Here is a 26,737-nt window from a genome sequence, read left to right as displayed (position 1 = left end):
CGGATCATGGGTGTGAGTTCAGGCCGGATTTCGCTGTGGACGGCGTCGCTCGCCGCCATCGTCGCCCTGGCCGCCTGCGGGCGCGACGCCGAACCCGAGGTGCCGGTCGAGACCGAGGGGCCGGCGCGGACCGCCGCTTCCGTCGAGACCGTGGAGAGCCCGACGCTGCAGGCCATCAAGCGGCGCGGACGCCTGAACTGCGGCGTGCATCAGGGTCTGGTCGGCTTCGCCTACACCGACAATCGTGGCGAGTGGCGGGGCTTCGACGCCGACTTTTGCCGGGGCCTGGCGGCCGCGATCCTCGGCGACGCCGACGCTGTGCGCTTCGTGCCCCTGACCGCCGAGAACCGGTTTCAGGCCCTGGCCGACGACCGTATCGACGTGCTGTGGCGCAACACCTCCTGGACCATGGAGCGCGACACGGGTGGACAACTGGCCTTCGCCGGCGTGAACTACTACGACGGCCAGGGATTTCTGGTGCGGCGGTCGCTGAACCTGTCCAGCGCGGCCGAACTGACCGGGGCGCGGGTCTGCGTCCAGTCGGGCTCGACCAGCGCGCTGAACGCCGAGGACTATTTCCGCAGCCGGAGCATCGACTACGAGGCCGTGGTCCAGCCCTCGGAAGAAGCCGCCCGCGAGGCCTACGGGCGCGAGGAATGCGACGCCTTCTCGGCCGACATCTCGGCGTTGGCGGCGGCCCGCACGACCCTGTCGAGTCCGGCCCAGCACGTCCTGCTTCCGGAGGTGATCTCCAAGGAGCCCCTTGGCCCCGTCACGCGGCGCGGCGACGAGCAGTGGACGGCGGTCGTCCGCTGGACGCTTAACGCCCTGATCCTGGCCGAGGAGTACGGCGTCACCCAGGCCAATGTCGAGGAACAGTCCAAGGCGGCGCGCGACCCCCGCGTCCGACGCCTGCTGGGGGCCGAGGGCGAATTCGGTCAGCGGCTGGGCCTGTCGGCCACCTGGGCGGTCGACGCCGTCGGCGCCGTCGGGAACTACGGCGAGATCTTCGAGCGGAACCTGGGCACGCAATCGCCCCTCGACCTGGCGCGCGGGTTGAATGCACAATGGAACGCGCGACCGGGCGGCCTGATCTACGGCCTGCCGGTCCGATAGCGACATCTGAAGCCGACCCGTCAGTCGCGGGCGGCACCTTCGGGGGACGAATGGATACGACGAAACGCGGCGGGGTCCCGCTTCACTGGCTGATGCTGATCGGGTTCGCGGTCGGCCTGGGCGCGGGTCTCTACGTCAACCAGTTCGTCGGTCCTGACGTCGTCTGGGTGCAGTGGCTGACGTCGAACGTCACCGGTCCCGCCGGTCAGATCTTCCTGCGGCTTCTGTTCATGCTGGTGATCCCGCTGCTGTTCTCGGCCCTGGTGGTCGGAGTGGCAGAGATGGGCGATCTGAAGTCGCTGGGGCGGGCGGGCTTCAAGACCCTGGCCCTCACGGTCGTGGTCTCGACGATCGCCGTGATCATCGGCCTGGGCATGGTCAACTATTTCAGGCCGGGTGACGGCGTCGATCCGGCCCTGGCCCAGCGCCTGCTGGCGGAAGGCGCCGAGGGCGCCGCAGGGATCGTCGAGAACGCGCCCGAGAGCGTCCAGTTCGGCCAGTTCTTCCTCGACCTGATTCCGTCCAACGTGTTCACGGCGGCGGCGGAGAACCAGATCCTGCCGATCATGATCTTCGCCCTGCTGTTCGGCATCGGCCTGGTCATGGCCAGGGGGCCGAACGTCGATCACCTCAAGCTCACCATCGAGGGTCTGCTCGAGGTGACGATGAAGCTCATCAACATGGTCATCAAGCTGGCGCCGATCGCCATCGCCTGCCTGATGTTCAACCTCGCTGCTCTGTTCGGCTGGGACCTGCTGGTGCGGCTGGCGGCCTTCGTCGGCGTGGCCGTGGGTGCCATGGCGATTCACATGTTCGTGGTCTATCCGCTGGTCGTGCTGATCGGCGCGGGTCGTAGTCCGCTGTGGTTCTTCAAGGGGGTGCAGCGTCCCATGCTGGTCGCCTTCACAACCGCCTCGTCGAACGCCACCCTGCCGGTGTCGCTGAAGGCGGCGGAGGACGAGCTGAAGCTTCCCCGCAAGATCTCCCGCTTCGTGCTGACGGTCGGGGCCACCGCCAACCAGAACGGCACGGCCCTGTTCGAGGGGGTGACCGTCCTGTTCCTCGCCCAGTTCTTTGGCATCGAGCTGTCGATCACCCAGCAGGTGGTGGTGATGCTGGTCTGCATCCTGGGCGGGGTCGGCACGGCGGGCGTGCCGGCGGGCTCGCTGCCGGTGATCGCCATGATCCTGGTCATGGTCGGCATTCCGCCAGAGGGGATCGGCCTGATCCTGGGCGTCGATCGCTTTTTGGACATGTGCCGGACCGTGCTGAACGTGACCGGCGACCTGGTTCTGGCCACCGTCGTGTCGCGCGGGGAGAAGGACGAGCCGGTTTCGCCAGAACCTCAGCCTACGGTGGCGAGCGTCGCCTGAGTCGTCAGGGGCCGGTCGTGACCGGCGTGTCGGATCGGCCGCCCCATTCGGCCCAGGCCCCGTCGTAGAGGGCGCTGTCCTCTCCGAGTTCCGCAAGGGCCAGGGTGAGGATGGCGGCCGTTACACCAGAGCCGCAGCTGGTGATGATGGGCCGGTCGAAGGTCACGCCCGCCTGCCGGAACCGGTCGCGCAGAGCCTCGGCCGGCAGCAGACGGCCGTCGGCGTCGAGCACCGACTTGAACGGCAGGTTCAAGGCGCCCGGCATATGCCCCGAGCGCAGGCCGGGGCGCGGCTCGGTGGCCTCTCCGGAGAAGCGCGCGGCGGGCCTGGCGTCGATGATCTGGGCGTCGCCGGACAGGGCCGCCAGCACCGTGGGCATGTCGACGACGGCTCCAGGACGAGGCGAGGTGACGAACACCGCCAGGCGCGGAGTTTCTGCTGAGCCGGACGCCAGCGGGTGTCCTTCGGCCCGCCAGCGCGGCAGGCCACCGTCCAGCACGCGCACGTCCTCGGCACCCATCAGCCGGAAGGTCCACCAGACCCGCGCCGCCGAGAACAGACCCTGGCTGTCATAGACGACGATACGGTCGCTCGCCGCGATGCCCAGGGCCCCCGCGGCTTTCGCGAAGGCTGCGGCGTCGGGCAGCATGTGCGGCAGGTCGCTGGTGTGGTCAGACACGGCGTCCAGGTCGAAGAAGACCGCGCCGGGAATCCTCGCCTGGTCGAACTCCGCGCGGGCGTCGCCGCCGTCCAGATGCCAACTGGCGTCGACGATCCGCAGATCGGGCGCGTTCAGGTCGGCGGCGAGGTCGTCGGTCGAGATCAGGAAGGATGCCATGTCCCAGCCTAGCACGACCGGCGCGCGCACGCTTAGGCTGGTGCTGGGAGATCAGCTCTCGGATGGTCTCTCGGCACTGGCCGATCTCGACGCCGACAGCGACGTGGTCCTGATGGCCGAGGTCCGCGACGAGGCCACCTATGTCCGGCACCACAAGCAGAAGATCGCCCTGATCTTCGCCGCCATGCGCAGCTTTGCCCGGCGGCTTGAGGCGCGGGGCGTGACCGTCCGCCATGTCCGCATCGACGATCCGGACAACACCCAGTCCATCGTCGGCGAACTGCATCGCGCGCTGGACGACCAGCCCTTCGGCGCGGTCGCGATGACCGAGTGCGGAGAGTGGCGGCTGGCCGAGATGCTGTCGGCCTTCGCCGGCGTGGCCGCCGTGCCCGTCGACATCCGCCCCGATACCCGCTTCCTCTGCTCGCACGACCGGTTCCGCCGCTGGGCTTCGAGCAAGAGCCAGCTGCGGATGGAGTTCTTCTATCGCGAGATGCGCCGCGAGACCGGCATCCTGCTCGATGATGGCCAGCCGGTCGGCGGTCAGTGGAACTACGACGCCGAGAACCGCAAGAAGCTGTCCAAGGGCCTGCGCCCGCCGCGCCGGCTGCGCATCCCGCCCGACGCGGTGGCGCAGGGAGCGATCGCCGACGTCGCCCGTCTGTTCCCCGATCATTTCGGCACGCTGGATGCCTTCGGGTGGCCGACCACGGCAGAGCAGGCCGAGACGGTGCTGGCGGACTTCCTGTCAAACATCCTGCCCGGCTTCGGCGATTGGCAGGATGCGATGGCCGAAGGCGAGCCCTGGATGTGGCACGGCCTGATCTCGACCTCGATCAACCTGGGCCTGCTCGATCCACTCGACGTCTGTCGCCGCGCCGAGGTCGAGTACCGCGCCGGTCGCGCGCCGCTGAACGCGGTCGAGGGCTTCATCCGCCAGATCCTGGGCTGGCGCGAGTTCGTGCGGGGCATCTATTGGCTCAAAGTGCCGGAGTATCGGCAGCGCAACTTCCTGGACGGCGACCGAACCCTGCCGTGGTTCTTCTGGTCCGGAGAGACCGACATGGCCTGCGTGGCCGACACCGTCGCCTCGACGCGCGACCACGCCTATGCCCATCACATCCAGCGGCTGATGGTGACCGGCAACCTCGCCATGCTTCTGGGCGTCCACCCGGACGAGATCGACGATTGGTACATGGTGGTCTACGCCGACGCCTATGAATGGGTGGAGATGCCCAACACCCGGGGGATGGCGACCTTCGCCGATGGGGGGATCGTGGGGTCCAAGCCCTATGCGGCGTCCGGGGCCTACATCGACCGGATGAGCGACTATTGCGCCGGCTGTCGCTACGACGTGAAGGCCAAGACGGGCGAGGGGGCCTGCCCCTTCAACCGGCTGTACTGGGGGTTCCTCGAGCGGAACCGCGCTCGGCTACGCGACAACGTCCGTCTGGCCATGCCCTATCGCACGCTCGACACCTTCGGGCCCGACAAGCGCGCGTTGCTGGTGGCCGAGGCCGAGGCCGCGCGAGAGGCGCTGGGCGCCGCCAGGCGATGACGGCCGCTACGCGATGATGTCGGGCAGGATGCGGCTCTCGATCTTCACGATCTCGTCGCGCAGCGAAAGCTTCTTGCGCTTAAGCCGCGCGATCAGCAGCTGATCGGGGATCGGCATATGCGACAGGGCCTCGATCGAGGCGTCGAGGTCGGCATGCTCCAGTCGCAGCAGCTTGACCTGCGCGTGCAGTGCCAATTCATCGTCGGTCAGAAAGGGCTGGTCGTCGTTCATCGCGGGTCCCGGAACGGCGGGCTTATAGCCGAGCCCGCGTCACGCCGGAAGACGTTCGGCGAGCGTGGTCAGGGCCTGGCGCGGCACCACGCGGCTCCACACCCGCGCGACGGCGACCAGGGCCTCGACTGTGGGGCGGGGCGCGCCAGGGACGGCCTCGATCAGCGCCTCCAGATCGGCCATCAGGTGGCGCTCGGCGGCCAGTTCAACCGCCTTGACCTGATCGCGCAGGGCCTCGCGTCCGGCGTCGCCGATGTCGGGGATCGGCTTCTTCAGGGTCCGGCGCACGCTCCGCAGCGGCAGGACGGCGATACTCTCCCACGCCCGGGCGGCGTCGCAGGCGGCCTCGATCGTGTCGTCGTCGAGCGCGCGGCCGGTCGCGGCCGTCCAGCCGGCCCACAGCAGCAGGGGCACGTTCTGACCGGCTCCGTCCTGCAGCTCCAGACAGGCCTCCGACACCCCGGGCGCGCGATAGGCCACCAGCGCCCAGTCCCAGAACGCGCTCACGCCTCCTCCGCCGCCGGACCCTTCAGCCCGTCCCAGCGCCGGACGGCCGCCCATTCCAGGCCGAACAGGTCCAGCGCCCGCCCGACCGACTGATCGATCATCTCGGCGATCGATGCGGGGCGGGCGTAGAGAGCGGGCAGGGGCGGGGCGATGATCGCACCCATCTCCGTCAGGGCCGTCATGGTCCTCAAATGGCCGAGGTGGAACGGCGTCTCGCGCACCATCAGCACCAGCGGCCGTCGCTCCTTCAGCACCACATCGGCGGCGCGGGTCAGCAGGGTCGAGGTCACGCCGGTGGCGATCTCGCTCATGGTCCGCACAGAGCAGGGCGCGACGATCATCCCAAGCGTCCGGAACGAGCCCGAGGCGATGCTGGCACCGACATCGTTCAGCCGATGCACGACCGTGGCCTTGGATGTCAGATCATCGGGCGTCAGATCCGTTTCCTGCGACAGGGTCAGCAGGGCGGCGCGCGTCACGACCAGGTGGCTTTCGACACCCATTTCGTTCAGCGCATCCAGCACCCGCGCGCCGTAAACGACGCCTGACGCCCCGGAAATGCCGACCACCAGGCGGCGCGGGGTTTGTGCGGCTCCGTTCACATCTTGGTCCATATTCAGAGGGAGGCTGCGAGTGAGGATGCGGGCATCCGGATGTTTGGATAACGATGTCTTGCGTCACCGAAACGTGATTCTACAGGTCGTCAATCCGGGCGCTCACTACCCTCGTCCCTTAGACATGGAGGCGCAAGCCATGACCATCGAAGCTCGTATCCGCGAACTGGGAAACCGTCACCGCGTGCTGGATGAGACCATTCAGCGCGAGTTCGGTCATCCTTCCGTGGATGACTTGCAGGTCAGGAAGCTCAAGCGACAGAAGCTCCGGATCAAGGAGGAGATCACCAGCCTGGAGGCCCGCACCGGTTAGGCGCGGTGTCTCCTATACCAGCGACGGCCCCGGAGCGATCCGGGGCCGTTTTTCATGGCGAGCCCGCTAATGATGAAAGCGCGGCCCGGTGGGAAGGGCGGCGGCATGCTCCAGCGCCAGGAGCCGGCAGGCCGAGGCCAGGGAGCGTCGTCCGCGCGTCTGGTCGACCCAGGCCAGCAGCCCGGCCTGGCTGAGATCCCGGTCCGCCGCCACCCGGTCCAGCACCGCCCAGAACTCCGGCTCCAGCGCCACGGAGGTGGCGTGGCCGGCGAGGACGACGGAGCGTTTCTTGAGCATGGAAAGGACCGTCTGATCGCTTGGGCCGGGCCGTGGGTTGCGATAGACTATCGGCTCCGCAGCCGGATGTAAGCGATGACGATGGATGCCGCCGTCTATCCCGACGATTTCCAGGAGCTCGCGCCCCAGCGGCTGCGTCCGCTGACGGCGCTTCGCGCCTTCCGCAAGCTGATCCGCGACAAGGAAGACACCGCCCAGGTGTTCGAGATCATGCGGGCCCTGACCGGCGGCTCGGGTGCCAGGGGCTACAACCGCATGCTCCGCACCGTCGAGGGCGGACGCCAGGCCTTCCTGCGAGAGGAACTGGCGCACAAGCTGGACGACCCCGCCTGGCTGGCCCGGTTCGAACCCGGCACCGTGGGAGCCGAGTACCGCGCCTTCCGCGAGGCCCGGGGCTTCACCGCCGACGGCCTGGCCGAGACGGCGCGGGAGGTCGCGCCCGAGATCGACGCGCCGCATCCCGTCGTCTGGTATTCGCGGCGGCTGCGCGACGTTCACGACATCTGGCACGTCCTGACCGGCTACGGCACCGACGCGCTGGGCGAGGCCTGCGTGGTCAGCTTTTCCTATGGCCAGACCCACAATCTGGGCTTCGGCTTCATCGGCTGGGGCGCGGCGCGAGAGATCCAGCGCGAGAACCGGGCCATCCCGGCCCGCCGCGCCGTACTTCAGGCCTGGCGCAACGGGCGCGTCGCGCGCTGGCTTCCCGGCCTGGACTACGAGGCCCTGTTCGCCGAACCGCTGGAGACCGCGCGTTATCGTCTCCGCATCCGGCCCGCGACGGTCTATGCGGCGGTTCCGGAAGCGGATCGCGCGGCGTTGAAGCTGCGGGCCTGACTCTTCTGCCAGCATAAACAGCGACCGCTGTTGCGTCGCGCGGCGGCGACAGGCAAGCGGGCGGCCCCGACCCGCCAGCCTGAGTCCACCTTGACCGCTCCGACCTTCCGCAGACCCTCGGCCAGCGCCCTCGCGATCGCGGGCGTGGTGCTGTGCGCCGTGATCTGGGGCACGACCTGGTACGCCATCACCTGGCAGCTCGGCGTGGTCGATCCGGTCGCCTCCCTGACGTGGCGGTTCGGGTTGGCTGCGCTTATCCTGCTGCTCGGCTGCGCGGTCACGGGCCGGTCGTTGCGGCTGACGCGGTCCCAGCATCTGGCCGCCGTGGGGCAGGGGGCCTTCGTCTTCGCGATCAGCTACTCCTTCACCTACGGTGCCGAACAGAATGTCACCTCGGCCATCGTCGCCGTGGTGTTCGCGACCCTGGCGTTCCTGAACCTCGTCCTGTTCCGGGTCGTGGTGGGCCAGAGGGCGGCCCCGGCGGCCTGGATCGGCGCGACGCTCGGCATTGTCGGCGTGGCGGTTCTGTCGGGCGGCGAGGCCGTGGCCGAGGGGTTCGATCGCCGCGCCCTCATCGGCATCGGCCTGGCCCTGCTAGCCGTCGCCAGTTCGGCGGTTGGCAACTACTTTTCGTGGAAGGGCCAGCAGGCGGGCTCCGCCATCCTGCCCCAGACCGGCTGGGCCATGGCCTATGGAACGGGCATGCTGGCGCTGTACGGGCTCGTCGCGGGCGCGACCTTCACCATCGACCCGAGCTGGGGATACGTCGTCTCGCTGCTGTATCTGTCGGTGTTCGGCTCGGTCGTCGCCTTCGTCACCTATTTCGCCGTGGCGCGGGCCCGGGGCTATGCCCTGGCCAGCTATATCTCGGCCCTGACGCCGCCCATCGCCATGGTCGTGTCGTTTCTGTTCGAGGGGGCCCGCTTCGGCTGGCCGGCCGCCGTGGGACTGGCCCTGGTCCTGGGCGGGCAGGTGCTGCTGATCCGCGCGCCGCGTCAGGATTAGCCGAACCAGCCGCGCTTCCTGGGCTTGGGGGCATCCGGAGCCTCAGCCGCCTCGCGCTCGCGCCGCTCCTTGATGGCCTTGGCCTGACGCAGGGCGATCAGAGCGATCAAGCCATGACGTGTGCGACCGTCGGACTTTGGATCAGTCATCGCGATCCTCGCGCCTGGCCTGGTCGAGCAGCCGGGCCGCCCGCGCCTTCTCCGATTCTGCCGCCTTTCGCTCGGTCTTGGTGCGCCCGTGGGCGACCCGGTTCACCGAGGCGGCATCCTTCGCCGCCGCCTTGTCGCGAGCCTTGCGGGCGTGGTTCAGGTTGATGATCTCGCCCATGTCGCCTCGCAACCGCCAGGACCTGCCGGCGTTTCCCGGTCTCCCCCAACGGCAAAGGAGACCGCCCCATGGTAGACGCCAGCCTCATCAAGGAACACCTCGAAGTCGTCGGCTCCGACGGCGGCCATGTCGGCCGGGTCGATCACGTCCTGGGCGATCAGATAGAGTTGGCCAAGCTCGACCTCGCCGGTGGCTTCAAGCACCACATGATTCCGGTCAGTTGGGTCGATTATGTCGACGACGACAAGGTCCGCCTGACCCTGACCAAGGACGAGGCCAAGTCCCGCTGGACCGAGAAGCACTGATGCTTGCGCCTATGGTCGCGACGCGGTCACTTCCGGCTTGAGGCGCGACGTTGCTTACGACGAATTCACCCGATACCCCGCTGCCAAAGGCGGGGCCTCGGCCTATGTGACGGAGGTCGGCGAACGGCCGACGGGGAGGAAACACGCGTGATCCGTCTGATACTGAACATCCTGTGGTTCATCCTCGGCGGATGGATCAGCGGCCTGTTGTGGTTGCTGGGCGGCGCGATCCTGGCGATCACGGTCGTCGGCCTGCCCTGGACCTTCGCCGCCTGGAGGATTGCCAGCTATTCGTTCTGGCCGTTCGGACGCGAGGTGGTCTGGGGCGGTGAGGCCGATGGGCGTGGCATCGGCTGCTTCGGCGTTGGGTTGAACGTGATCTGGTTCGTCTTCGCAGGCTGGTACATCGCCCTGACGCACGTCCTGATCGCCTTCGCCGAGGCCATCACCATCATCGGCATCCCCTTCGCCCTGAAGGACCTGGAACTGGCCAAGCTGGCTCTCGCCCCGGTGGGGGCCACCATCCGCGACAAGCCCTGACCCCGTCCGTCAGAGCGGCCTGACCCGGTTGACGTGGGCCATCTTGCGTCCCGGCCGAGCCTCGGTCTTGCCGTAGAGGTGCAGCCGGGCGTCGGCCTTTGCGGCAAGCTTCGACCACTGCTCGACCTCTTCGCCCAGCAGGTTCTGCATCTCGACGCGCGCATGGGCGGCGGTGGGACCCAGCGGCCATCCCGCGACGGCGCGGATATGCTGTTCGAACTGGTCGCAGACGCAGCCGTCCTGGGTCCAGTGGCCGGTGTTGTGGACCCGCGGCGCGATCTCGTTCACCAGAAGCTGGCCGTTCCCGAGATCGAACAGTTCGATGCCGATGACGCCGACGTATTCCAGGCCCTCCATCACCGCCCTGGCGATGGCACGGGCGCGGCGCTCGGTCCTTGCATCGACCACGGCTGGGGCGAGGGTGGTGCGCAAAACGCCGCCCGCATGCCGGTTCTCGCCCAAGGGATAGACCGCGACGGCCCCGTCGCGGCCCCGCGCAGCGATGATCGACAGCTCGCGCGCGAAATCGGCCCTGGCCTCCAGCACGGCGGGCCGGCCCTCGATCGCTTCGAAGGCGGCCTCGGCCTGTCTCGGCGACTTGATCCAGACCTGACCCTTGCCGTCATAGCCTTCACGGCGGGTCTTGAGCACCGACGGGGTGCCCAGCGTGTCCAGCGCGGCGGTCAGGTCGTCCAGGCTGTCTATGGCGGCGAAGGCGACGGTCGCGGCTCCGACGCCGTTGAGGAAGGTCTTCTCCTCGACCCGGTCCTGGGTCACCGCCAGGGCGACCGGACCCGGCGCCACCAGGGCCCCGGCCTCGGCCAGCCGCTCCATCGAGGTCGCCGGCACGTTCTCGAACTCGAAGGTCACCACGTCACAGACGCGGCCGAATACGTTCAGGGCCGTGGGATCGTCATAGGCGGCGACGATCTGGCCGCGCGAGACCCGCCCCGCCGGGCTGTTGTCCTCGGGGTCCAGGATGACGACGTCGAAGCCCAGCCGTCCGGCAGCCTGGGACAGCATCCGGCCCAACTGGCCACCGCCGAGAATGCCGATGGTCGAGCCGGGCGCGAGGGGGGCGAAGGGCGTGGCCAAGGTCAGTCTTCGACCGTCTCGTGGACCGCCTCGGTCTGGGCCTCTCGGAAGGCGTCGAGGCGTCCGGCCAGGGTCGAATCGGACAGCGCCAGGATCTGAGCCGCCAGGATGCCGGCGTTCTTTGCCCCCGCCTCGCCGATGGCCAGGGTCGCGACCGGCACGCCGCCGGGCATCTGCACGATCGACAGCAGCGAATCGAGACCCTGCAGCGCCCTGGACTGCACCGGCACGCCGAGCACCGGCAGCGGCGTCATGGAGGCTGCCATGCCGGGCAGGTGCGCGGCTCCACCGGCGCCGGCGATGATGACCTTGAACCCGGCGGATTTGGCCCCCGTCGCGAACTGGACCAGTCGCTCCGGCGTCCTGTGCGCGGACACCACCCGCGCGTCCCAGGCGACCCCCAGCCGGTCCAGGGTGTCGGCGGCGTGCTTCAGGGTGGGCCAGTCCGAACGGCTGCCCATGATGATCGCGACGGGCGGGGTCTCGGTCGCCATGCGGTCGAGGTTCCTGTTCCGGGAAAGCGGCCGGTTACAGCACGCGCGTTGCGCCCGCAACCAAGGGCGCTAGCCTGTGGGGGTGCGGCCGTCGTCTGAGTCGCCCCGGAGCCCGACCGTGACCGACGCGGCCGACATCGACGTCCTCGCCGATCCGCATGCCGAGATCGCCCGCCTGCGCGCCGAGGTCGAGGCTCTGCGCGCGCGCGCCGAGGCGGCTGAGGCTGCAGCGGAGCACGATGTGTTGGTGCCGGTGCTGAACCGCAGGGGCTTCGTCGCGGCCATGACGCGGACCATGGCCTATTGCACCCGGTACAAGGTGCCGGCGGCGCTGCTGTATCTCGATCTCGACGGCTTCAAGGGCGTCAATGACGCGCTCGGCCACGCCGCCGGCGACGCGGCCCTGGTGCGGGTGGCGGAGCTGTTGCTGGAGAATGTGCGCGCGACCGACGCCGTCGGTCGGCTGGGCGGCGACGAGTTCGCGGTCCTGCTGCTCAACGCTGGGCTGGAGGAGGGGCGCGAGAAGGCGGCGTCGCTGAAGGCCGCTCTGGAGGCCGCCGACTTCCGCTGGGAAGGTCAGCCGGCGACGCTCGCGGGTTCGTTCGGCGTGCGGGCCTTCGCCGGCCAGACCGACGTCGAGGCCTGGCTGGCCGAGGCCGACGCCGCCATGTGGGTGCGAAAGCGCGGGCGCTAGGCCCGGGTCAGCGCCAGCTGGATCACATCGGTCCGGCGCGACCGGAACCCCGCCTCGCAATAGGCCAGGTAGAAGTGCCACAGCCGCCGGAACCGCTCGTCGAAGCCGCCCATCTTGCGGATGTCGCCCCAGGCGGCCTGAAAGCTGCGGTCCCAGCGCGCCAGGGTGTCGGCATAGTCGACGCCGAACCGCTCGACCGCGTCCCATCGCAGCCCCGCCGCCTCGACGACCGGCTGCAGCCGCGCCTCACTGGGCAGCATCCCGCCGGGGAAGACGTATTTCTGGATGAAGTCGACGCGGGCGTTGTACTCGTCGAACAGGTCGTCCTGGATGGTGATGATCTGCAGGCCCGCGCGGCCGCCGGGGACCAGGACCTCTCGGACCTTGTCGAAATAGGCCCCCCAGTATTCCTTGCCGACGGCCTCGAACATCTCGATCGAGGCGACCCGGTCGAACGTCCCCTCGATGTCGCGATAGTCCATCAGTCGGATGTCGGTCTTCTCCGACAGGCCCGCGTTGAACAGCCGCTGCCGAGCGAGGCCGTGCTGTTCCTGGCTGATGGTCACGCCGGTGACATGGGCCCCGATCTCGCGCGCCGCATAGTCGGCGAACCCGCCCCAGCCGCAGCCGATCTCCAGCACCCGCATGCCCGGCTTCAAGTCCATAGCCCGGGCCAGGTCGGCATATTTGCGGGTCTGCGCGGCCTCCAGCGGCTCGGACACGCTGTCGAACCGGGCGGCGGAATAGGTCATCGTCCGATCCAGCCACGCCGCGTAGAAGGCGTTGCCCAGGTCGTAGTGGGCGTGGATGTTCTTCTTCGACCCCGTCCGGCTGTTGCGATTAAGCCGGTGAGAGACCCAGTTCACCGCCAGCATCACCGCATTGCCGTCGAACAGACGGCGGATGTGGTCGTAGTTGGACGCCAGAACCTCCAGCAGCACCGCCAGATGCGGGCTGTCCCACTCACCGGCGATGAAGCCCTCGGCGTATCCGATGTCGCCGTTGGCCAGCACGCGGCGGGCGAAGCGGTAGTCGTTGACCTGCATCACCGCGCTGGGTCCAGGCGTGTCCCCATCCAGACGGTGGATTTCGCCGTTCGGCAGGCTCAGCGTCAGCGACCCATAGGTCCAATTCCGCGACAGCAGACGGATCAACCCGGCGAAAACGCGGGGCGTCCGCTCAAGGCTCGAGACGTGGTCGGCGGTGAAGACGGTCATGGGGATCAACCTGTGGCTCGCTACAGCTACGGTCAATCCTCCGGCCAGGCTTCACCTTGGCTGTTGATTGTCTTCAGCGCCGCGAGCGCGCGCTGGCGGGCCTCGGCGTGGTCCACGAGCGGTTTCGGGTAGGTGCGACCCAGCGTCACGCCGGCCGCGCGCAGGATCTCGGGCGGCGCGGTCCAGGGCGAATGGACGAAGGCGGGCGACAGCCGCTTCAGTTCCGGCACCCACCGCGTCACATAGACCCCGTCCGGATCGAACTTCTGGCCCTGGGTGATCGGGTTGAAGATGCGGAAATAGGGCGAGGCGTCTGCCCCCGACCCCGCGACCCACTGCCAGTTCTGGGCGTTCTGGGCCAAGTCGGCGTCCATCAGACAGTCCCAGAACCAGGCCTCGCCCTTTCGCCAGTCGATCAGCAGGTGCTTGATCAGGAAGGACGCAACGATCATCCGCACCCGGTTGTGCATGAAGCCCGTGGTCCACAGCTCGCGCATGCCCGCGTCGACGATGGGATAGCCCGTCTGGCCCTTCGTCCAGGCCTCGATCTGGGCCGCGTCGTTGATCCACGGCATCCGGTCGTATTCGGGCCGGAAGGCGTCCGTCGGCAGGGTCGGGAAATGGTGAAACAGATGAGCCGAGAAGTCGCGCCAGATCAGTTCGTTGGTGAACTTGTCGGCTTGACCCGCTGAACTCCCATCGGAACCAGCCGCGTCATAGGCCGCCGTCCAGGCCCGCCACGGACTGATCTCGCCGAAATGCAGATGCGGCGACAGCCGGCTGGTGCCCTCCCGGTCGGGCCGATTCCGGTCGTCATCGTAGGACTTCAGCCCCGACTGGAGGAACGCCGAGAGCGCCCGCGTCGCCCCGGCCTCGCCCGGCTCTCCCAGAAAACCGCCCGACCAGTCCGGCCGGGTGGGATGCAGGCCCCAGGCGTCGATGTCGTCGCTGTCGACTTCGGGCGCGCCAGACAGGTCGCATGGGCCGGTCGTGTGGGCGGGCGGCTCCAGCTGCGCCCGCAGCGCCTTCATGAAGGGCGTGTAGACCTTGTAGGGTCCGCCCGAGCCGTTCAGCACCGAGCCGGGTCGGGTCAGCAGCGTGCCGTTGAACCCCTTCACCTCGACGCCATCGGCCTTCAGCGCATGGGCGATGTCGGTGTCGCGCGCCCAGCCGTCCGGCTCGAAAAGCCGGTTCATCATCACGCAGGTCGCGCCGGTCTGGTCGATAAGCCGGCGCAGCTCCGCTTCCGAATCACCGCGTCGCAGAACAAGCGATCCCCCGCGCTCCATGATCGACGCCGCCAGCGCCTTCAGCGACTTGTCCAGCCACCAGCGGCTGGCCCCGCCGATCGGCCGCACGGCCGAGCCCTCGTCGAGGATATAGACCGGCACGATCGGCCGCCCCGTCGCATGGGCGGCCTGCAGGGCCGGATTATCGGCCAGTCTCAGGTCGCGGCGGAACCACAGGATGACGGGCGGCTCGCGGTCTGTGGTCACGCGCTCGGGCTCCGTGATAGGTTGCGAAATCCGGCGGACAGGCCCACCTGACCGCCCCATAGGCTGGCCCATTCGAACGCGCCAGCCGCCAAACCGTCGCTAGAAGAAGGCCGCCGCCTTGAACGCTCCGAACGCCGTCATCACCCTGTCCGGAAACGGTATCACCGCGCCCGTCGTCATCGGCGGCGGGGCCCGCATCGTCTTCATCGCCGGCCCGTGCCAGTTGGAGAGCCGCCAGCACGCGCTGGAAATGGCCCATGCGCTGAAGGAGATCGGCCAGCGGCTGAACGTCGGCATCATCTACAAGACCAGTTTCGACAAGGCGAACCGCACCAGCGCCAACGCCGCGCGGGGCTTCGGGCTTGAAGGCTCGCTGCCCATCTTCGCCGAGATCCGCGAGACGCTGGGCCTGCCGGTCCTTACCGACGTCCACACAGAGGAACACTGCCGTATCGCCGGCGAGGTCGTGGACGTGCTGCAAATCCCGGCCTTCCTGAGCCGCCAGACCGACCTGCTGCTGGCCGCCGCCGCGACCGGCCGCGCCATCAACATCAAGAAGGGCCAGTTCCTGGCCCCCTGGGACATGAAGAACGTCATCGCCAAGGTGACCGGCGCGGGCAATCCCAACGTCATGGCCTGCGAGCGGGGTGCCAGCTTCGGCTACAATACGCTCGTCAGCGACATGCGGGCTCTGCCGGTGCTGCGCGACATCGGCTGCCCGGTGGTGTTCGACGCGACCCACAGCGTCCAGCAGCCGGGCGGGCAGGGGACGTCGTCCGGTGGCCAGCGCGAGTTCGTGCCGGTCCTGGCCCGCGCCGCCGTGGCCGTCGGCGTCGACGCCGTCTTCATGGAGACGCATCAGGACCCGGACAATGCCCCGTCCGACGGTCCGAACATGGTGCCCCTGTCGGAGTTCGAGGCCCTGGCCGCCGACCTGATCGCCTACGACGACCTCAGCAAGGCCCGGATGGCGAAGGCGGCGTGAATCCGATAGGCGGTGGGTATGGCTGACACCCACCTCGACCTCGGCGGACTGCAGGCGCTGCTCGAAAAGGCGCGCAGCCTGACGATCGCCTGCGTCGGCGACCTGATGCTGGACCGCTATATCTATGGCGAGGTCAGCCGCATTTCGCCCGAGGCCCCCATTCCGGTCCTGCGCGCCCGACGCATGGTCGCCATGCCGGGGGGCGTCGGCAATGTGGCACGCAACGTCGCGGCGCTGGGCGCGACCGCCCGCCTGGGCGGTGTCGCCGGTGACGACGCCCCCGGGACCGAGTTGGGCGCGCTCGTGGCGGTCGAAGACCGGATCGAGGATTTCATCGCCCGACCGCCCGCCGCCGCCACTATCGTCAAGACCCGCTATGTGTCCGGCGGCCAACAGCTGATGCGGCTCGACGAGGAGGAACCCGTCATCGGAGCCTTCGAGCGGGATGACGTGTTTTCAAATACTTCGGCCATTCTCCTGTCAGATTACAGTAAGGGCGTCGTCACCGAACGGCTGATCCGGTCCGCCGTTTGGCAGGCCCAGAACGCGGGCATTCCCGTCATCGTCGATCCCAAGGGGCGCGATTTCGCCCGCTACGGCGCCGTCGACGTCATCAAGCCCAACGCGTCTGAGCTCGCGGGAGCCACCGGTCTGCCGGTCGAGACCGATGCGGACATCGAGGCGGCGCTCCCGGCCCTGCTGGAGGCTACGACCGCCAAGGCCATCGTCGTGACTCGCGCCGGCAAGGGCATGAGCCTGATGCGGCGCGGTGGCCCTGTGCGCCACTTCCCTGGCCGGGCGCGCGAGGTGTTCGACGTCTCCGGCGCCGGCGACACGGGCCTTGCGGCGCTGGGCCTCGCGCTCGGGGCCGGGGCCTCGCTGGAACAGGCGGTGCAGCTGGCCATCCTGGCCTCGGGCGTCGTCGTCGGAAAGAGCGGCACGGCCGTGGTCACGCCGGCCGAACTCATCGAAGCCGAGGTCAGCCAGCACGCGGGGGCCACGCTCGCCAAGGTCACGGGCCTCGACGATCTCGCCGCCGAGGTGGAAGCCTGGCGGGCCCAGGGGCTGAAGGTCGGCTTCACCAACGGCTGTTTCGACATCCTGCACCGGGGCCATGTCGCCTACCTGGCCCAGGCGCGGTCGTGGTGCGACCGGCTGGTGGTGGCGCTGAACACCGACGCCTCCGTCCGCGCGCTGAAGGGCGAGGGGCGGCCGGTCAACGATCTCGACAGCCGCGCCGTCGTCATCGGCGGCCTGGCCAGCGTGGACCGGGTCACCGCATTCGATGACCCCACGCCCATCCGGCTGATCGAACGGCTGCGGCCCGACGTGCTCATCAAGGGGGCGGACTATACCCGCGAAGGTGTGGTTGGTGGCGATCTGGTCGAGAGCTGGGGCGGAGAGGTGCGGCTGGCCGCCTTCTCAGACGGCTATTCCACCACAAGGACCATCGAGACGATGAAGGGGTCGGCATGAGGCGGGCGGTCGTGATCACGGGCGGAGCCGGCTTCATCGGCTCCAACATCGTCTCGCGCCTGTGCGCGGAGGACCGCTGGGACGTCATCGTCTGCGACCGACTGGAGAGCGCCGACCTGGGCAAGTGGAGGAACATCGCCAAGTCCCCCCTCGCCGACTTCTGGCAGCCGGAAGAGCTGTTCACCCAGCTGGATCGCCACGTCGACCGGGTCACCGCCATCGTCCACATGGGGGCGATCTCGTCGACGACCGAACAGGACGCCGACCTGATCCTGAAGACCAACTTCAGCCTGTCGCGAGACCTCTGGGACTGGTGCGCGCTGAACGACACCCGACTGATCTACGCGTCGTCCGCCGCCACCTACGGCGACGGATCGGCGGGGTTCGAGGACGCAGACGATCTTGCGTCCATCTCCCGGCTTCTGCCGCTAAACGCCTATGGATACTCCAAAAGACTGTTCGACCAGTATGCTGTCCGTGAGGCCTCCCGCGGCCATGCGCCCAAGCAGTGGGCGGGGCTGAAGTTTTTCAACGTCTATGGCCCCAACGAAGGCCACAAGGGCGGGATGAAGTCGGTCATCGCCCAGATCTGGCCACGGGTCGCGGCCGGCGAGACCGTCAGCCTGTTCCGCTCGCACCACCCCGACTACGCCGACGGCGGCCAGCTGCGTGACTTCGTCTTCGTCGACGACGTGGTCGACCTCATCGACTGGCTGCTGTGCGAACCGCAGATCAGCGGCGTCTTCAACGCCGGCTCGGGCCAGGCGCGGTCCTTCCTGGATCTTGCGAACGCCACCTTCGCGGCGGCCGGCAAGGAGCCCAAGGTCGCCTACATCGACATGCCCGAGGTCATCCGTGACCGCTACCAGTACTTCACCCAGGCCTCGATGGACCGGGTGCGCTCGCTCGGCTTCTCCGGCCAGTCGACGCCACTGGAGGAGGGCGTGCGCCGCTACGTCCAGACCTACCTCAGCCAGTCGGACCCCTACCGGTGAGGGGCCGGTGATCCTGCCTCGCCTGACGCTGCGCCAGTGGATCGGCTGGACGGGGTTCGCCCTGGTGTTCCTGCTGACCGCGGCGGTGGCAGTCTGGCGCGGCGACATCCTCAGGGCGGGGCTGGATCCGCAGATCCCTTTCCAGACCTATGAGCCGCCGCCCGCGCCGGACTACGCCAGTCCGGCGGCCTGGGCGCTGCGGGACGTTCGCACGCCGAACGCCGGGCCCGCCGCGGTCTTCTTCCTGCACTCCACGACCTTTGATGGCGGCAGCGACTGGAACGGTCCCATCGATGATGCGGACGCTCAGGCCTACCTCCGCCGCGTGGTCTTGCCCAACTACGCCGGGCCGTTCGCGCGGGCCGGATCGGTCAGCGCGCCGCTGTATCGCCAAGGATCGCTCTACACCCGCCTGACGCTTCGGGACGACGCCCGCGACGCCCGGGCCTTCGCCTACGGCGATGCGCTGGCGGCATTCGAGACCTGGTTGGCGGACCATCCGACCGGACCGCTGGTCCTCGCAGGCGTAGAGCAAGGCGGCGAGCTGATCGACAGACTGGTCCGCGAGCGCGTCGTGTCCGACCCCGCGCTCCGCGCCCGGGTCGCAGCCGTCTATCTGATGGACGTGATCGTCGCCCGTGAGCCCCTGTCGCCTTCGCTCCCGGCCTGCGCCACCGCCACCACGGTCGGGTGCGTCATGGCATGGTCCGGCGTGGACGAGGACAACGACGGCGCGGCCCGACGTCGGCTCCGCAGGGCTCTCGTCTGGAATGGAACCGGGCAGTTGGTCGATCTGGACAAGCGACCCGCACTTTGCGTCAATCCGGTCAGCGGCGCGGCCGACGGGGCGGCCGTCCCGGCCCGGCGTCATCACGGCGCGGCCAATGCCACGGGACTGGAATGGGGCGTGCGACCCGCCTTCATCGACCGGGCGGTGGCCACGCACTGCGAGGACGGTATCCTTCGCCACACCGAACTGACGACCGAATCCTTCCGCGAGGTTGGCAACTGGGCAGACCGAAGAAAGGCTCGCCAGTACAACCTGTTCTACGCCGATCTTGAGCGTGACGTGGAACGCCGGCTCAACGTCTGGATGGCGTCCCAGGCGGGTTAGTCCAGGGCAGAGCGGTCGGTCTTCCAGTCGAACAAGGCCTCCAGCACCTGGACCGCACTGCCGCGCTCCGACGCCAGGTCCGGGTCGCGGCCCAGCACCAGCCGCGCATCGTCAGCCGCCGCCAGCAGCAGCGCCCGGTGCCGGACCGGATCGGCAAACCGATAGGCGGGAAAGCCGCTCTGGCGCAGGCCCAGCGGATCGCCTCCGCCGCGCAGCCGGAAATCCTCCTCGGCGATCTCGAACCCGTCCTCGGTCCGGCGCAGCGTCTTCAGGCGGACCCGGGCCGTCTCGCCGAGCGCCCCGTCCTCGCCGCCGTACAACAGGATGCAGGCGCTGGACTTGGCTCCCCGGCCGACCCGCCCACGCAGCTGATGCAGCTGGGCCAGGCCGAAGCGGTCGGCATGCTCGATGACCATGATGGTGGCGTTGGGCACATCCACCCCGACCTCGACAACCGTCGTCGCCACCAGGACCGGCAGGCGGCCGTCGGCGAAATCGGCCATCACGGCCTCCCGCTCCGCGCCCGGCATCTGGCCGTGCGCCAGGCCGACGTCGGTCTGCAGCAGGCGGCGCAGATCGATGGCGCGTTCCTCGGCGGCCGCCAGGTCGACGGCCTCGGACTCGGCCACCAGCGGACAGATCCAGTAGGCCTGGGCCCCGCTCTCGACCGCCGCCTTCAGCCGCTGGGCCACCTCGCCGATGCGCGCCAAAGGCAGGACTGCCGTGGCCACCGGCGTGCGGCCAGGCGGCTTCTCCGTCAGCCGGCTGACCTCCAGTTCGCCATACTGGGTCAGCTCCAGGGTGCGCGGGATCGGCGTGGCCGACATGGTCAGTAGGTGGACGCCACCGACGCGCGGATCGCCCTTGGCCTGCAGCCGCGCCCGCTCGTTCACGCCGAACCGGTGCTGTTCGTCGATCACCGCCAGGGCCAGCCGGTCGAAACGCACCGCGTCCTGGAACAGGGCGTGCGTGCCTATCGCCACCCGCACGGCCCCGGACGCCAGCGCCGCCAGCTTCTCGCGCCGCTCGCCCGGCGTGTCGCGCCCGGTCAGCAGCAGGGCGGGCGCTCCGGCCGCGTCCAGCATCGGACCCAGCCGCTGGAAATGCTGTCGAGCCAGGATCTCCGTCGGAGCCATCAGAGCGGACTGGAAGCCGCTGGAGGCCGCATCAGCCATGGCCACGGCCGCAACCGCCGTCTTGCCCGAGCCCACATCGCCCTGCAGCAGCCGCCCCATCTGCTCGCCGGACGCCAGGTCGGCGCGGATCTCGACCACGGCCTGCGCCTGGGCCCCGGTCAGGGTGAAGGGCAGGGCGGCCAGCAGGCCCTCGGACACCGATCCCGGCCGGATTGCCGGCGCCGACGTGATCTTGCGGGCGCGGCGACGACGGGCCAGTGCCAGCTGGTGGGCCAGCAACTCGTCATAGGCCAGGCGCTGGCGAGCGGGGGCATCGGCCTCCAGATCCGCCTCCGCCGAGGGCGCGTGCAGGACCTCGATCGCCGCACGCCAGCCGGGCCAGCGCTGCTTCGACAGCCACGCCGGATCCTGCCATTCCGCCAGGTCCGGCGCGACGGCGAGCGCCCCCAGCGCGATCTTTCGCACCTGGCGCGAGGTGATGCCCTGGGTCGCCGGATAGACGGGCTCGACGGCGGGGATCTCCTCGCCCTTGTCCAGCGGCACGATCCAGTCCGGATGGACGATCTGGACCTCGTTGTTGTACCGCTCCACCTTGCCGGAGACGAGCCGGCGCTCCCCGCGAGGCAACTGCCGGTCGATGTGCTGGGGGCTGCCACCGAACCAGATCAGGTGGACGAAGCCGGTCTCGTCCGAGGCCCGGACCTTCAGCGGGGCCCCCGGTCGCCCGGGCGGGATCATCCGGTCGACGACGACGTCGAACACCCCGACCTCGCCCTCGATCGCCCCGACGGCATTGGTACGCCGCCGCGTGATGACGCCCGTCGGCCCCGTGAACAGCACATCGCGCACCAGCGGCCCGGCCAGCTTCTGCACCAGCGGCAGGGTTCGCGGACCGACTCCCTTCAGGGTGTCGACCGGAGCGAACAGGGGAAAGAGAATCTCCGGGCGCATTCGCCGCGATCATAGCGACCGCCGCGACGCTGGCGAAACGGCTGACGGAACGCTATGTCCGCGCCTCTGTTGATGACCTGGACCGGGCAAGGATTCTTGTGGCCGAACACGACGCGCGTGCCGAAACGACCTCCAACGCCGACACCGCGCGGCGCGAGCGGCTGGGCCGGATCACCTTCCGTGCCTGGCGGCGGGGCTTCCGCGAGGCCGATCTGGTGCTCGGGCCGTTCATGGAACGCGAGGGCGCGGCGCTGTCGGATGATGAACTGGATCAGCTCGAGGCCCTCCTGGCCGAAGACAACGATCACGAGCTCTATGCCTGGATCATCGAGACCCAGCCGACGCCGCCTCAGCACGACACCTCGCTGATGGTGAAGGTTCGCGCCTTCATGCGCGCCCATGTCGCCAGCGCCGTCGCCCAGGGAGCCGGCTGATGGACGGATCAGCGGTCGAGCGCCGCGTGGATCAGGACCTGGGCGGCGCGCCGGAGGGCATGGACGCCCTGGTCGTGGCGGAACGGCTGAAGGCGTCCGGCGGCGTCGGTGTGTTCGTCGCGCGCGACTTCTCGCGGTCCAGCGCCCTGGTTCAGGCTTTCCGGTTCTTCGCTAAAGACATTGAGATCGTTGAGTTCCCGGCCTGGGACTGCCTGCCCTACGACCGTCTCAGCCCGACCTCGGCCGTGTCCGCCGAGCGGATGGCGGCGCTGACGGCCCTGGCCCGCCGCGAGCCGGACGATCGAAAGCCCCTGCTGATCGTCACCACGGTGGCCGCCGCGCTCCAGCGCACGCCCCCGCGCGAAGCCACGGCCTCGGCCGCCTTTGACGCCGTCGTGGGACGCGAGCTCGATCTGCCGGCGCTGGAAGCCTATTTCGCCACCAATGGCTATATGCGCGCCTCGACGGTCAACGACCGGGGGGAATACGCCGTGCGCGGCGGGGTGGTCGACGTCTTTCCGCCCGGGTTCGCCGAGCCGGTCCGGCTGGACATGTTCGGGGCCGAGCTGGAATCGATCCGAACCTTTGACCCGGAGACCCAGCGTTCGACCGGCCAGCGCCGCGACGTGTCCCTGTCGCCCGTGTCCGAGGCGCTGCTGAACGCCGAGAGCATCAGCCGCTTCCGCAGCGGCTACCTGAATCTTTTCGGCGCGCCGGGCGAGGACCCGATCTACGCCGCGGTCAGCGAGGGCGCGCGTCGCCAGGGCTTCGAACACTGGTTGCCGCTGCTCTATGACCGGCTGGAGACCCTGTTCGACTATCTGCCGGAGCGGGCGACGATCTTCCTGGACCACCAGGCCGACGCGGCCCGGACCGAGCGCTGGAACCTGACCCGCGACGCCTACGAGGCCCGCCAGGAGGCGTCCAAGGCCAAGGGAGGCGCGGCCAACCGGGCGCTGCCGCCGGAACGGCTGTATCTACCCGATGCCGAATGGAACGGCGCGCTGGCGGGCAGGGCGGTGCGTCGCCTCAGCCCCTTCGACGGAGCGGCCGAGGACGCGGGCGGCCGGCTGGGCCGCACCTTCGCCGCCGAGCGCGCTCAGGACAGCGTCAATCTGTTCGAGGCCGTCGCCGCCCACGCCGCCACCCTGAAAGCCGACGGCAAGCGCGTGCTGTTCGCCTCCTGGACCGAGGGCTCCTCGGACCGTCTGGGCGTTATGCTGTCCGACCACGGGCTCGAACCCGTCGTGCCCGTCCGCGACTGGGCCGACGTGCAATCGGCGTCCAAGGCCATGTTCCTGCGCGCCGTCCTGCCGGTGGAGCACGGCTTCGTCACCGACGAGATCGCCGTCATCTCCGAGACCGACATCCTGGGAGATCGGCTTGCGCGGCCGAAGCGGAAGCGCCGCGCCTCCAACTTCCTCGCCGAGGCCTCGGCCCTGACCACCGGCGATCTGGTCGTCCACCTCGATCACGGCATCGGTCGCTACGAAGGTCTGAAGACCCTGGAGATCCAGGAGGCCCCGCACGACTGCCTGGAACTGCTCTACGCCGGTGACAGCAAGCTCTACCTGCCGGTTGAAAACATTGATCTTCTGACCCGCTACGGCACCGAGTCCGACGGGGTCCAACTGGACCGCCTGGGCGGGGCCGGCTGGCAGGCGAGGAAGGCCAAGGCCAAGGCCCGCCTGCGCGACATGGCCGAGGGTCTGATCGCGCTCGCTGCCAAGCGCGCGCTGAAGTCTGGCGACGCGATCACCCCGCCGCAGGGCCTGTTCGACGAGTTCTGCGCCCGTTTCCCGTACGAGGAAACCGACGACCAGCTGAACGCCATCGGCGACGTGCTGGAGGACCTGGGCAAGGGCTCGCCGATGGACCGCCTGATCTGCGGCGACGTCGGCTTCGGCAAGACCGAGGTCGCCATCCGCGCCGCCTTCGTCGTGGCCATGTCGGGGCAACAGGTCGCCATCGTCTGCCCGACGACGCTGCTGGCCCGCCAGCACTTCAAGACTTTCAGCGAGCGCTTCGCCGGCTGGCCCATCAAGGTGCGGCACCTGTCGCGCATGGTCACGGCGAAAGACGCTGCCGAGACCCGCAGCGGTCTGAAGGACGGCGGCTTCGAGATCGTCGTCGGCACCCATGCGGTGCTGTCCGATCAGGTCGGCTTCAAAGACCTGGGCCTCGTCATCGTCGATGAGGAGCAGCACTTCGGCGTCAAGCACAAGGAGAAGCTCAAATCCTTGCGCGCCAACGTCCACCTGCTGACCCTGACCGCCACGCCGATCCCGCGCACGCTTCAGATGGCGCTGTCGGGCATCCGCGAGATGTCGATCATCGCCACCCCGCCGGTCGATCGCCTGGCCGTGCGGACCTATGTCGCGCCCTGGGACCCGGTCATGGTGCGAGAGGCCCTGCTGCGCGAGAAGTATCGCGGGGGACAGGCTTTCTACGTCTGCCCGCGCCTGTCGGACCTGCCCGACATCGAGCGGTTCCTTCGCGAACAGGTGCCCGAGATCAAGTTCGTCGTCGGCCACGGACAGATGAGCCCGACCCAGCTGGAAGATGTGATGAGCGCCTTCTACGACGGCAGCTACGACGTGCTGGTCTCGACCACCATCGTCGAGAGCGGCATCGACATTCCGACCGCCAACACCCTGATCGTCCACAGGGCCGACATGTTCGGCCTGGCCCAGTTGCACCAGATACGGGGCCGGATCGGCCGCTCCAAGGCCCGCGCCTTCGCCTATCTGACGACCGACGCGACCAAGCCCATGACCCTGTCGGCCGAGCGCCGGCTGCAGGTGCTGCAGTCCCTCGACAACCTGGGCGCCGGGTTCCAGCTGGCCAGCCACGACCTGGATCAGCGAGGCGGCGGCAATCTGCTGGGCGACGAACAGTCCGGCCACATCCGCGAGGTCGGCGTCGAACTCTACCAGCAGATGCTGGAGGACGCGGTCGCCGAGCTGCGCCAGAACGGGGAGGCCGGCGCGATCGATCGCGGTTGGTCGCCGGCCATCAACGTCGGTGCCGCCGTCCTGATTCCAGAGGATTACGTTCCGGACCTGAACGTCCGTCTCAGCCTCTATCGCCGCCTGTCGGACGCCGAGAACACCGAGAGCCGTGAGGCCCTCGCCGCCGAACTGATCGACCGTTTCGGCCCCTTGCCGGACGAGGCGAAACAGCTGCTGCGGATCGTCGGCATCAAGGCGAACTGCAAGATCGCCTGCATCGAGCGCATCGACATCGGGCCCAAGGGCTGTGTCCTGACCCTGCGCGACAACCGCTTCCCCAACCCGGCGGGCCTGGTCGGCCTGATCCAGAAGAACCACGCGAGCTGGAAGATCCGGCCGGATCAGAAGGTCGTGGTCATGGGCGACTGGCCCTCGGCCGAGGACCGGCTGAAGGTCGCCGAGCGGATCACCGCCGATCTGGCGCGGGTGGCGGGCGCTTAACGGAGAGGCTCAGGCCGCTCTCGCCGCGTGCAGGTCGGCGGAGGCGCGTTCCAGCACCGCCGCCGCGCTCTCGCCGGGCTTCAGTTCGGCGATGCCGACCCGGAACTCGACCACGAAGGGTGATCGCTCCGCGCCCGCGTCGAACGCCGTACAGCCGATGACCGCCGCGATCCGCTCAGCCGCCAGTCGCGCGGCGGGCCCGGGCGTGGCGGGCAGGGCCAGGGCGAAGACCTCGGGGGCAAGCCGCGCCGCCGTGTCCTCGACACGCACCAGCCGCGACACCATGGCCCCGATCTGGGGCATGGCCCGGTCCAGCCAGCCGCCCTTGCGCGCATGCGTCAGCGGTTCGGTCTCGGAAACCTTGAGCACGCAGATCGACAGAGGTCTCCGCCGCGCTGTCGCGGCATCGGCCACCCGGCCCAGATGGCTGGCGAACAGGGTGGGGGTGAACAGCCCCGTGGTCGGGTCCATGACGCCCGATCCCCGCGCCCCTTCCAGTGCCCGCCGGATGGCCAAATGCCGTCGGTGCGTGTGCGCCAGGGCCAACACCCGCGCGGCGATGTCGGGCTCCGGCGTGGAGGCCGCCGCGACCTCCGAGAAGCCCCGGTTGTACAGCTCGCCCAGATTGATCTCACCCTCAGAGCGCAGATAGAGGGCCAGCGGGATATGATAGAGGCGCGTGTTCCGCTTCATCCCCGAGGCGATGCTCAGCGCCGGCGCATGGTCGGGCGCCCCCCACAGGACGGCGGCGTCGAAGGCGCTTTCATGCAGATAGTCGAAGGCGGTGTAGGGCGTGGGCGCGGCCACGATCTCGGCCCCCGCCTGGGTCAGGGTGTTCGACAGGCCGATGAAGCGATGGTCCGGCGCGCCGGCGATCAGAATGCGCAGGGGTCGCGGATCGGGCTCTCCGGCGTCCAGCGCGGCGCCGTGCAACGCCAGCGTCTGGCGGCGCAGGCGGAACTCCTCCTCGGTGATCGCGGCGCGAACCAGCTGTTCCAGCCTCAGGCCCAGCTGCGTGGGGTGAGGGGGCTCGGCCATGGCCAGGTCGACGCCGTCTTCCGCCGTCGCCGAACCGATCGACACGACCGGCAGACGCCGTGCACCGGCGGCCAGACGCAGGGCTTCCGGAAGGGCCGCGGCCTCGGGATGGTCGGCGTCGATGATGGCGGCTTCCAGCTTGAAGTCGCTCAGGGCCGCGATCGCCGCGCCGCCGCTCCGCGCCGTCATTGTGCGCCAGCCGAGGCTGTCCAGCCCGCGACACAGCGCTTCGATCCTGCCGTCGGTCAGGGCGACGACCAGAACGCGTGGATCCGAATACAAGTCAGCCGTCCCCCTCA

General features: G+C 69.1%; 27 protein-coding genes. 15 read left to right on the top strand and 12 right to left on the bottom strand.

Annotated elements, in window-relative coordinates; all coding sequences use genetic code 11:
• Positions 1 to 6: 6 nt before the first annotated feature.
• Together ABN401_RS04580 and ABN401_RS04575 are read left to right on the top strand one after the other, a co-directional pair.
• Positions 7 to 1,116 carry an amino acid ABC transporter substrate-binding protein gene (locus ABN401_RS04580; protein WP_349683650.1) on the top strand — a complete coding sequence of 370 codons (1,110 nt, stop codon included), beginning with the start codon at positions 7 to 9 and terminating at the stop codon, positions 1,114 to 1,116.
• Positions 1,117 to 1,166: 50 nt separating this feature from the next.
• Positions 1,167 to 2,489: a dicarboxylate/amino acid:cation symporter gene (locus tag ABN401_RS04575; RefSeq protein ID WP_349683649.1), complete on the top strand. Its 1,323-nt coding sequence runs from the start codon at positions 1,167 to 1,169 to the stop codon at positions 2,487 to 2,489.
• Between the two features lie 4 nt (positions 2,490 to 2,493).
• On the opposite strand, the gene sseA is transcribed toward ABN401_RS04575, so the two are convergent.
• Positions 2,494 to 3,327, bottom strand: coding sequence for a 3-mercaptopyruvate sulfurtransferase (gene sseA, locus ABN401_RS04570; protein ID WP_349683648.1), 834 nt, complete (start codon positions 3,325 to 3,327; stop codon positions 2,494 to 2,496).
• Here sseA and ABN401_RS04565 point away from each other — a divergent pair.
• On the top strand, positions 3,326 to 4,885 hold the full coding sequence (locus ABN401_RS04565) for a cryptochrome/photolyase family protein (protein ID WP_349683647.1): 1,560 nt from the start codon (positions 3,326 to 3,328) through the stop codon (positions 4,883 to 4,885). The genes sseA and ABN401_RS04565 overlap by 2 nt on opposite strands.
• Before the next feature lie 6 nt (positions 4,886 to 4,891).
• On the opposite strand, the gene ABN401_RS04560 is transcribed toward ABN401_RS04565, so the two are convergent.
• Genes ABN401_RS04560 through ABN401_RS04550 form a run of 3 tightly spaced genes read right to left on the bottom strand, consistent with a single transcriptional unit; the run spans position 4,892 to position 6,237 of the window.
• Complete coding sequence (locus ABN401_RS04560) at positions 4,892 to 5,116, bottom strand: YdcH family protein (RefSeq protein WP_349683646.1); 225 nt, start codon at positions 5,114 to 5,116, stop codon at positions 4,892 to 4,894.
• Between the two features lie 39 nt (positions 5,117 to 5,155).
• Positions 5,156 to 5,623: a TIGR02444 family protein gene (locus ABN401_RS04555; RefSeq protein WP_349683645.1), complete on the bottom strand. Its 468-nt coding sequence runs from the start codon at positions 5,621 to 5,623 to the stop codon at positions 5,156 to 5,158.
• Entirely contained in the window at positions 5,620 to 6,237 is a 618-nt protein-coding gene (locus ABN401_RS04550; protein ID WP_349683644.1) for a UbiX family flavin prenyltransferase, read from the bottom strand. The genes ABN401_RS04555 and ABN401_RS04550 overlap by 4 nt, the downstream gene beginning before the upstream one ends.
• Positions 6,238 to 6,376: 139 nt before the next feature.
• Here ABN401_RS04550 and ABN401_RS04545 point away from each other — a divergent pair, with 139 nt between their 5' ends.
• Positions 6,377 to 6,550 carry a YdcH family protein gene (locus ABN401_RS04545; protein ID WP_349683643.1) on the top strand — a complete coding sequence of 58 codons (174 nt, stop codon included), beginning with the start codon at positions 6,377 to 6,379 and terminating at the stop codon, positions 6,548 to 6,550.
• 66 nt (positions 6,551 to 6,616) lie between these two features.
• Here ABN401_RS04545 and ABN401_RS04540 read toward each other — a convergent pair whose 3' ends face one another.
• Positions 6,617 to 6,847, bottom strand: a complete 231-nt coding sequence (locus tag ABN401_RS04540) for a ribbon-helix-helix domain-containing protein (RefSeq protein ID WP_349683642.1) — start codon at positions 6,845 to 6,847, stop codon at positions 6,617 to 6,619.
• Positions 6,848 to 6,922: 75 nt separating this feature from the next.
• Between ABN401_RS04540 and ABN401_RS04535 the strand changes: the two genes are divergently transcribed.
• Positions 6,923 to 7,684: a Coq4 family protein gene (locus ABN401_RS04535; RefSeq protein WP_349683641.1), complete on the top strand. Its 762-nt coding sequence runs from the start codon at positions 6,923 to 6,925 to the stop codon at positions 7,682 to 7,684.
• A 90-nt stretch (positions 7,685 to 7,774) separates the two neighbouring features.
• Positions 7,775 to 8,689 (top strand): DMT family transporter, encoded by a 915-nt coding sequence (locus ABN401_RS04530; RefSeq protein ID WP_349683640.1) that lies wholly within the window; start codon positions 7,775 to 7,777, stop codon positions 8,687 to 8,689.
• A 141-nt stretch (positions 8,690 to 8,830) separates the two neighbouring features.
• On the opposite strand, the gene ABN401_RS04525 is transcribed toward ABN401_RS04530, so the two are convergent.
• Positions 8,831 to 9,016: a DUF4169 family protein gene (locus ABN401_RS04525; protein ID WP_349683639.1), complete on the bottom strand. Its 186-nt coding sequence runs from the start codon at positions 9,014 to 9,016 to the stop codon at positions 8,831 to 8,833.
• Positions 9,017 to 9,084: 68 nt separating this feature from the next.
• Between ABN401_RS04525 and ABN401_RS04520 the strand changes: the two genes are divergently transcribed.
• Both ABN401_RS04520 and ABN401_RS04515 read left to right on the top strand, forming a co-directional pair.
• Positions 9,085 to 9,321, top strand: a complete 237-nt coding sequence (locus tag ABN401_RS04520; RefSeq protein WP_349683638.1) for a DUF2171 domain-containing protein — start codon at positions 9,085 to 9,087, stop codon at positions 9,319 to 9,321.
• 147 nt (positions 9,322 to 9,468) lie between these two features.
• A complete protein-coding gene (locus tag ABN401_RS04515) occupies positions 9,469 to 9,861 on the top strand; it encodes a YccF domain-containing protein (RefSeq protein WP_349683637.1) in 393 nt (130 codons plus the stop codon).
• A 9-nt stretch (positions 9,862 to 9,870) separates the two neighbouring features.
• On the opposite strand, the gene ABN401_RS04510 is transcribed toward ABN401_RS04515, so the two are convergent.
• Both ABN401_RS04510 and purE read right to left on the bottom strand, forming a co-directional pair.
• Positions 9,871 to 10,956, bottom strand: coding sequence for a 5-(carboxyamino)imidazole ribonucleotide synthase (locus ABN401_RS04510; RefSeq protein WP_349683636.1), 1,086 nt, complete (start codon positions 10,954 to 10,956; stop codon positions 9,871 to 9,873).
• Positions 10,957 to 10,958: 2 nt separating this feature from the next.
• Complete coding sequence (gene purE, locus ABN401_RS04505) at positions 10,959 to 11,450, bottom strand: 5-(carboxyamino)imidazole ribonucleotide mutase (RefSeq protein ID WP_349683635.1); 492 nt, start codon at positions 11,448 to 11,450, stop codon at positions 10,959 to 10,961.
• 118 nt (positions 11,451 to 11,568) lie between these two features.
• Here purE and ABN401_RS04500 point away from each other — a divergent pair, with 118 nt between their 5' ends.
• On the top strand, positions 11,569 to 12,144 hold the full coding sequence (locus tag ABN401_RS04500; protein ID WP_349683634.1) for a GGDEF domain-containing protein: 576 nt from the start codon (positions 11,569 to 11,571) through the stop codon (positions 12,142 to 12,144).
• Here the strand turns inward: ABN401_RS04500 and ABN401_RS04495 are convergent.
• Entirely contained in the window at positions 12,141 to 13,361 is a 1,221-nt protein-coding gene (locus ABN401_RS04495; RefSeq protein WP_349683633.1) for an SAM-dependent methyltransferase, read from the bottom strand. The two genes, ABN401_RS04500 and ABN401_RS04495, sit on opposite strands and share 4 nt — an antisense overlap.
• 32 nt (positions 13,362 to 13,393) lie before the next feature.
• Positions 13,394 to 14,857: a cryptochrome/photolyase family protein gene (locus ABN401_RS04490; protein WP_349683632.1), complete on the bottom strand. Its 1,464-nt coding sequence runs from the start codon at positions 14,855 to 14,857 to the stop codon at positions 13,394 to 13,396.
• Positions 14,858 to 14,975: 118 nt separating this feature from the next.
• Between ABN401_RS04490 and kdsA the strand changes: the two genes are divergently transcribed.
• The 4 genes from kdsA to ABN401_RS04470 are packed head-to-tail and all read left to right on the top strand — an operon-like array spanning position 14,976 to position 19,427.
• Complete coding sequence (gene kdsA / locus ABN401_RS04485) at positions 14,976 to 15,842, top strand: 3-deoxy-8-phosphooctulonate synthase (RefSeq protein ID WP_349683631.1); 867 nt, start codon at positions 14,976 to 14,978, stop codon at positions 15,840 to 15,842.
• An 18-nt stretch (positions 15,843 to 15,860) separates the two neighbouring features.
• A complete protein-coding gene (gene rfaE2, locus ABN401_RS04480) occupies positions 15,861 to 17,318 on the top strand; it encodes a D-glycero-beta-D-manno-heptose 1-phosphate adenylyltransferase (protein WP_349683630.1) in 1,458 nt (485 codons plus the stop codon).
• Positions 17,315 to 18,313 carry an ADP-glyceromanno-heptose 6-epimerase gene (rfaD, locus tag ABN401_RS04475; RefSeq protein ID WP_349683629.1) on the top strand — a complete coding sequence of 333 codons (999 nt, stop codon included), beginning with the start codon at positions 17,315 to 17,317 and terminating at the stop codon, positions 18,311 to 18,313. The genes rfaE2 and rfaD overlap by 4 nt, the downstream gene beginning before the upstream one ends.
• A gap of 13 nt (positions 18,314 to 18,326) precedes the next feature.
• A complete protein-coding gene (locus ABN401_RS04470) occupies positions 18,327 to 19,427 on the top strand; it encodes a DUF3089 domain-containing protein (protein ID WP_432763523.1) in 1,101 nt (366 codons plus the stop codon).
• On the opposite strand, the gene recG is transcribed toward ABN401_RS04470, so the two are convergent.
• Positions 19,424 to 21,514, bottom strand: a complete 2,091-nt coding sequence (gene recG / locus ABN401_RS04465) for an ATP-dependent DNA helicase RecG (protein WP_349683627.1) — start codon at positions 21,512 to 21,514, stop codon at positions 19,424 to 19,426. The genes ABN401_RS04470 and recG overlap by 4 nt on opposite strands.
• Before the next feature lie 98 nt (positions 21,515 to 21,612).
• Here recG and ABN401_RS04460 point away from each other — a divergent pair, with 98 nt between their 5' ends.
• Together ABN401_RS04460 and mfd are read left to right on the top strand one after the other, a co-directional pair.
• On the top strand, positions 21,613 to 21,948 hold the full coding sequence (locus ABN401_RS04460; protein WP_349683626.1) for an FAD assembly factor SdhE: 336 nt from the start codon (positions 21,613 to 21,615) through the stop codon (positions 21,946 to 21,948).
• Complete coding sequence (mfd, locus tag ABN401_RS04455; RefSeq protein ID WP_349683625.1) at positions 21,948 to 25,400, top strand: transcription-repair coupling factor; 3,453 nt, start codon at positions 21,948 to 21,950, stop codon at positions 25,398 to 25,400. The genes ABN401_RS04460 and mfd overlap by 1 nt, the downstream gene beginning before the upstream one ends.
• 9 nt (positions 25,401 to 25,409) lie before the next feature.
• Here the strand turns inward: mfd and ABN401_RS04450 are convergent, their stop codons facing one another.
• Complete coding sequence (locus ABN401_RS04450) at positions 25,410 to 26,720, bottom strand: diguanylate cyclase domain-containing protein (RefSeq protein WP_349683624.1); 1,311 nt, start codon at positions 26,718 to 26,720, stop codon at positions 25,410 to 25,412.
• Positions 26,721 to 26,737 lie beyond the last annotated feature (17 nt).

The organism is Brevundimonas aurifodinae (genome assembly GCF_040195595.1).
Lineage (GTDB): Bacteria > Pseudomonadota > Alphaproteobacteria > Caulobacterales > Caulobacteraceae > Brevundimonas > Brevundimonas aurifodinae.
This window is presented reverse-complemented; position numbering and strand designations above follow the sequence as displayed.

Bases quoted from the DNA above. Each gene is read 5' to 3' on its own strand.
- purE (WP_349683635.1), bottom strand. From the start codon at position 11,450: ATGGCGACCGAGACCCCGCCCGTCGCGATCATCATGGGCAGCCGTTCG.
- recG (WP_349683627.1), bottom strand. From the start codon at position 21,514: ATGCGCCCGGAGATTCTCTTTCCCCTGTTCGCTCCGGTCGACACCCTG.
- rfaD (WP_349683629.1), top strand. From the start codon at position 17,315: ATGAGGCGGGCGGTCGTGATCACGGGCGGAGCCGGCTTCATCGGCTCC.
- ABN401_RS04545 (WP_349683643.1), top strand. From the start codon at position 6,377: ATGACCATCGAAGCTCGTATCCGCGAACTGGGAAACCGTCACCGCGTG.
- ABN401_RS04535 (WP_349683641.1), top strand. From the start codon at position 6,923: ATGACGATGGATGCCGCCGTCTATCCCGACGATTTCCAGGAGCTCGCG.
- ABN401_RS04540 (WP_349683642.1), bottom strand. From the start codon at position 6,847: ATGCTCAAGAAACGCTCCGTCGTCCTCGCCGGCCACGCCACCTCCGTG.
- ABN401_RS04495 (WP_349683633.1), bottom strand. From the start codon at position 13,361: ATGACCGTCTTCACCGCCGACCACGTCTCGAGCCTTGAGCGGACGCCC.
- ABN401_RS04550 (WP_349683644.1), bottom strand. From the start codon at position 6,237: ATGGACCAAGATGTGAACGGAGCCGCACAAACCCCGCGCCGCCTGGTG.
- ABN401_RS04580 (WP_349683650.1), top strand. From the start codon at position 7: ATGGGTGTGAGTTCAGGCCGGATTTCGCTGTGGACGGCGTCGCTCGCC.
- mfd (WP_349683625.1), top strand. From the start codon at position 21,948: ATGGACGGATCAGCGGTCGAGCGCCGCGTGGATCAGGACCTGGGCGGC.
- ABN401_RS04525 (WP_349683639.1), bottom strand. From the start codon at position 9,016: ATGGGCGAGATCATCAACCTGAACCACGCCCGCAAGGCTCGCGACAAG.
- rfaE2 (WP_349683630.1), top strand. From the start codon at position 15,861: ATGGCTGACACCCACCTCGACCTCGGCGGACTGCAGGCGCTGCTCGAA.
- ABN401_RS04520 (WP_349683638.1), top strand. From the start codon at position 9,085: ATGGTAGACGCCAGCCTCATCAAGGAACACCTCGAAGTCGTCGGCTCC.
- ABN401_RS04565 (WP_349683647.1), top strand. From the start codon at position 3,326: ATGTCCCAGCCTAGCACGACCGGCGCGCGCACGCTTAGGCTGGTGCTG.
- sseA (WP_349683648.1), bottom strand. From the start codon at position 3,327: ATGGCATCCTTCCTGATCTCGACCGACGACCTCGCCGCCGACCTGAAC.
- ABN401_RS04575 (WP_349683649.1), top strand. From the start codon at position 1,167: ATGGATACGACGAAACGCGGCGGGGTCCCGCTTCACTGGCTGATGCTG.
- ABN401_RS04560 (WP_349683646.1), bottom strand. From the start codon at position 5,116: ATGAACGACGACCAGCCCTTTCTGACCGACGATGAATTGGCACTGCAC.